Genomic DNA, 4,560 nt, shown 5'->3' on the forward strand with positions numbered 1-4,560 from the left:
TCCGATGCATAGGCAGTGGGTCCGTCTCGAACGGCACTCGCCAATCATTACCGGCAAAAGGCAACGGTTGCGTCGTCGCCCGACTTACAGTGGCGCCATCGGAGTCCGGTTGGTTCCGTCGCCTCCGCTTTACGCACCCTCTCAAAATGAGCTCATGCGGGCCGCCCGCCCGCAGCGCAGAGAACCCGCAGTTGCCTTTTCTTCGCTCTACTAAAACAAAGAGCGAGACGCGGTCCTTTGCCTGACCGCGTGGCGCAGGCACTCAAGCACCACACGGAGGCATTCCCGCCGTCGGAGGTCACCTTGCCGTGGCTGCGGCCGAATGGCTCTCTCGTCACCAAGCGGCTGCTCTTCACCCGCCTCGATGGCGCGGGCACCATCCGTCGGACCGACTTCAACACCCGAGCATGGAAGTCGGCGCTCGTCGCCGTCATCCCCGCACCCGAGCCGGGCCCGACCGTCACCAGGCAGCCCGCGAGCACGGCATGAACCCGCTCAGGCACTTCTACTCATCGGTTCTGCTGGACGCCGGCGAGAACATCAAGGCCCTGAGCCACTACCTCGGACACAGCGATCCAGGGTTCACGCTTCGGGGCTGCACGCACCTCATGCCGAGTAGCGACGCGCGGGCCCGGAAGGCTGTGGACAGCCTGTACGAGGACACCGGCCCGGTGCCGGACGGCCCAGAGACGGCCCAGGGGCGGTGAAACGCCGTAGGGCCGACGGTCCACGACCGTCGGCCCCATCCGCCGAATGGACGGGAAACCCGCCCTGACCTGTGCTTACAGCACCGGCAGGTTCTTCTTCAGTTCGAACGCCGTGACCTCCGAGCGGTACTCCTCCCACTCCTGCTTCTTGTTGCGCAGGAAGAAGTCGAAGACGTGTTCGCCCAGGGTTTCGGCGACCAGGTCGCTGGCCTCCATGAGGGTCAGGGCCTCGCCCAGGTTCTGCGGGAGGGGGTCGATGCCCATCGCGCGGCGCTCGGCGTTGGACAGGGCCCAGACGTCGTCCTCGGCGCCGGGCGGGAGTTCGTAGCCCTCCTCGATGCCCTTCAGGCCGGCGGCCAGCAGGACGGCGTAGGCGAGGTAGGGGTTCGCGCCGGAGTCGAGGGAGCGGAACTCCACGCGCACGGAGCCCATCTTGCCGGGCTTGTACATCGGGACCCGGACCAGGGCCGAGCGGTTGTTGTGGCCCCAGCAGATGTACGAGGGGGCCTCGCCGCCGGCGCCCGCGGTGCGCTCGGAGCCGCCCCAGATGCGCTTGTAGGAGTTGACCCACTGGTTGGTGACCGCGGCGATCTCGGCGGCGTGGCGGAGGAGACCCGCGATGAAGGAGCGGCCCACCTTCGAGAGCTGGTACTCCGCGCCGGACTCGTAGAACGCGTTCCGGTCCCCCTCGAACAGGGACAGGTGCGAGTGCATGCCGGAGCCCGGGTACTCCGAGAACGGCTTCGGCATGAAGGTCGCCTGCAGGCCCTGCTCCAGCGCGACCTGCTTCATGATCAGGCGGAACGTCATGATGTTGTCCGCGGTGGACAGCGCGTCGGCGTACCGCAGGTCGATCTCCTGCTGCCCCGGCGCGCCCTCGTGGTGGGAGAACTCCACCGAGATGCCCATCGACTCCAGCATGGTGATCGCCTGGCGGCGGAAGTCCATGCCGACGGCCTGCGGGGTGTGGTCGAAGTAGCCGGAGTTGTCGGCGGGGGTGGGGCGGGAGCCGTCGACCGGGCGGTCCTTGAGCAGGAAGAACTCGATCTCGGGGTGGGTGTAGAAGGTGAAGCCGAGGTCGGAGGCGCGGGCGAGGGCCCGCTTCAGCACGTACCTCGGGTCCGCGAAGGACGGGGAGCCGTCCGGCATGAGGATGTCGCAGAACATGCGGGCCGTGCCGGGGGCCTCGGCACGCCAGGGCAGGATCTGGAACGTGGACGGGTCGGGCTTGGCGATCATGTCGGACTCGTAGACCCGGGCGAAGCCCTCGATGGCGGACCCGTCGAAGCCGATGCCCTCGTCGAAGGCCTGCTCCAGCTCGGCGGGGGCCACGGCCACGGACTTGAGGAAGCCGAGCACGTCGGTGAACCACAGGCGCACGAACCGGATGTCGCGCTCCTCCAACGTCCGGAGCACGAACTCCTGCTGCTTGTCCATCTTCCGCTTCCCATCCTTGCCGGTCGGACCGCCCGCGTCCGCGCGCCGCGGAAGGCGGTCGGGCACCTGTGCAGCATCCCACCACAGCGATGTTTCGCGCACGTTGCGGACCCCTCTCGCCCTACCGCCCGCCCCACCACCCGCCCCNNNNCCCGTCCTGCTCCCGGAGCGACTCCCTCGTCCTGGCCGAAGCCTTTCCCATGTGGCGTAGGCCACGCCCGTTTAATTTGCATCTCAAATGCAAGTTTCAATACCGTTTCGATCAGTCGAGCGATCGCACCGAACGATCGAGCCTTCGAGGAGTCACCATGCTGTCCGAGCAGTCAGCGGCCACCGTCCGCGCCACCCTCCCCGCCGTCGGCGCGGCCATAGGCGAGATCACCGAGCGCTTCTACGCCCGGCTGTTCGACGCCCACCCCGATCTGCTGCGCGACCTGTTCAACCGCGGCAACCAGGCCGCCGGCACGCAGAGGCAGGCGCTGGCCGGCTCCATCGCCGCCTTCGCGACGTACCTGGTGAACAACCCCGAGCAGCGGCCCGACCTGATGCTGGAGCGCATCGCCCACAAGCACGCCTCGCTGGGCGTCCTCCCGGAGCAGTACCCGATCGTCCACGAGCACCTGTTCGCGGCCATCGCCGAGATACTCGGCGACGCGGTCACCCCCGAGGTCGCCGCCGCCTGGACCGAGGTCTACTGGCTGATGGCCAACGCCCTCATCGCCATCGAGAAGCGGCTGTACGAGCAGAGCGAGCAGACCGGCTGGCGCGAGTGGGAGGTCGTCGAGCGGATCGAGGAGACCGCGGACGTGGCCACCTTCAGGCTCCGCCCGGTCGACGGCGGCCCGGTGCCCGGCTACCGCGCCGGACAGTACGTCTCGGTCGGCGTCGGGCTCACGGACGGCGCCCGGCAGATCCGTCAGTACAGCCTGGCCGCGGCGCCCGGTTCGCCGGTGCGGCAGTTCGCCGTCAAGCGGGTGGCCGGTGACGCCACGACCCCCGACGGCGAGGTCTCCAACCACCTGCACGCACACGTGCGCGTGGGCGACGTCCTGCAGCTGTCCGCCCCGTACGGCGACCTCGTCCTCGACGACACCGACGCGCCGCTGCTGCTCGCCTCCGCCGGTATCGGCGTCACCCCGATGATCGCCATGCTGGAGCAGCTCTCCCTCGCCGGCCACAGCGCTCCGGTGACCGTGGTCCACGCCGACCGCTCCCCCGCCGCGCACGCGCTCCGCTCCGACCACGAGGCGTACACGGCGAAGCTGCCGGACGCGCGGGCGGTCTTCTTCTACGAGCAGGACGCCGAGGGCGCCGGGCGGCCCGGACTGGCCGACCTCACCGACGTCGACGTCCCGGCCGGCACGCGCGCGTACCTGTGCGGTCCGCTCCCCTTCATGCGGGCGGTGCGCGAGCAGCTCCTCGCCAAGGGTGTGGCCCCGGCCGACATCCACTACGAGGTCTTCGGCCCCGACCTGTGGCTGGCCCGGACCGCGGCCTGACCGAGCCGTCCCGCGTGCGTGAGAGGCCGGCCGAGACGGTGTGCACCGCCTCGGCCGGCCTCTCCGTGTCGTCATGGTGCGTGTCCGCTCAGGACATCGGGGACGCCGCCCGGACGCTGGGCAGCCCCAGCAGCAGCGGACCCGTCGGGGCCGTGACCATGTCGGCGACCGTGAGGGGGTCGAGCGTGGCGTAGAAGGCCTCCTGGGCCCGGCGCAGGGCGCCTCGCAGGCGGCAGTCGGAGCTGAGGGGGCAGGGCGTGGTGCCGTCGCAGTCGGCGACGTCGCCCTCGCCCTCCAGGGACCGTACGAGCGCGCCGACCGAGGCGTTCCGGCCGGCCTCGGTGAGGCTCAGGCCGCCGCCGCGGCCGCGGCGGGCCGCGAGCAGCCCGCGGTGCTGGAGCTCGGCGACGATCTTCGCGGCATGCGTGTACGGCACGCCCATGTCCGCCGCGACCTCCCGGGTCGTGGGGGTGGACCCGCCCGCGACGGCGAGCCGCATCAGGACGCGCAACGCCATGTCGGTGGAGCGCAGCAGCCGCATGTCGCCAGGGTAGATAATACGCATCCGAGGTTCAACTTACCGGCGGCTCCCCCGGCTGCGCTTCCGTATCCCGCCCGCCTGGCAGGCCGTCACCAGGGCGGGCCCGGCGCCCCGTTCGCGGCAAGGGCCCCTCTCGTCCCGGGTGACGCGAGCCGCAATTCCCGTCATCTGTCGGCTGCTCGGGCTTCACCAAGCCGTCCGGCTTCAACCGCCCTGCGTCCACCGCTCGTTGTCGAGGGGCGGACGCACGCGCGTGTGCAGGACGGCGTCGGCGACGTCCTCGGGACGGTCGAGCATGAGCAGATGGCCGGCGGGGCCGCTCACGCGGAACGTGCCGCCCAGCGCCGCGGCGAGCCCCCGCTGCCGGGCGAGCCAG

3 protein-coding genes and 2 pseudogenes are annotated in these 4,560 nt (G+C 70.5%); 2 read left to right on the forward strand and 3 right to left on the reverse strand.

Annotation, left to right across the window (positions count from 1 at the left end; all coding sequences use genetic code 11):
• Nucleotides 1-195: 195 nt before the first annotated feature.
• Nucleotides 196-707: pseudogene (locus RH94_RS47005) on the forward strand (site-specific integrase); the annotation flags it as partial.
• Nucleotides 708-782: 75 nt separating this feature from the next.
• Here the strand turns inward: RH94_RS47005 and glnA are convergent.
• Complete coding sequence (gene glnA, locus RH94_RS31930; protein ID WP_073951829.1) at nucleotides 783-2,144, reverse strand: type I glutamate--ammonia ligase; 1,362 nt, start codon at nucleotides 2,142-2,144, stop codon at nucleotides 783-785.
• Between the two features lie 308 nt (nucleotides 2,145-2,452).
• Between glnA and RH94_RS31935 the strand changes: the two genes are divergently transcribed.
• On the forward strand, nucleotides 2,453-3,643 hold the full coding sequence (locus tag RH94_RS31935; RefSeq protein WP_073951830.1) for a globin domain-containing protein: 1,191 nt from the start codon (nucleotides 2,453-2,455) through the stop codon (nucleotides 3,641-3,643).
• 88 nt (nucleotides 3,644-3,731) lie between these two features.
• Here RH94_RS31935 and RH94_RS31940 read toward each other — a convergent pair whose 3' ends face one another.
• Both RH94_RS31940 and RH94_RS45120 read right to left on the reverse strand, forming a co-directional pair.
• Nucleotides 3,732-4,184 (reverse strand): RrF2 family transcriptional regulator, encoded by a 453-nt coding sequence (locus RH94_RS31940; protein WP_073951831.1) that lies wholly within the window; start codon nucleotides 4,182-4,184, stop codon nucleotides 3,732-3,734.
• Between the two features lie 204 nt (nucleotides 4,185-4,388).
• Nucleotides 4,389-4,560: pseudogene (locus tag RH94_RS45120) on the reverse strand (alpha/beta fold hydrolase); the annotation flags it as partial.

This window comes from Streptomyces kebangsaanensis, from assembly GCF_001906585.1.
Taxonomy (GTDB): Bacteria; Actinomycetota; Actinomycetes; order Streptomycetales; family Streptomycetaceae; genus Streptomyces; species Streptomyces kebangsaanensis.

What these genes read in the sequence shown, in the direction of transcription:
- RH94_RS31940 (WP_073951831.1), bottom strand. Translation starts at nt 4,184, where the DNA reads ATGCGGCTGCTGCGCTCCACCGACATGGCGTTGCGCGTCCTGATGCGG.
- glnA (WP_073951829.1), bottom strand. Translation starts at nt 2,144, where the DNA reads ATGGACAAGCAGCAGGAGTTCGTGCTCCGGACGTTGGAGGAGCGCGAC.
- RH94_RS31935 (WP_073951830.1), top strand. Translation starts at nt 2,453, where the DNA reads ATGCTGTCCGAGCAGTCAGCGGCCACCGTCCGCGCCACCCTCCCCGCC.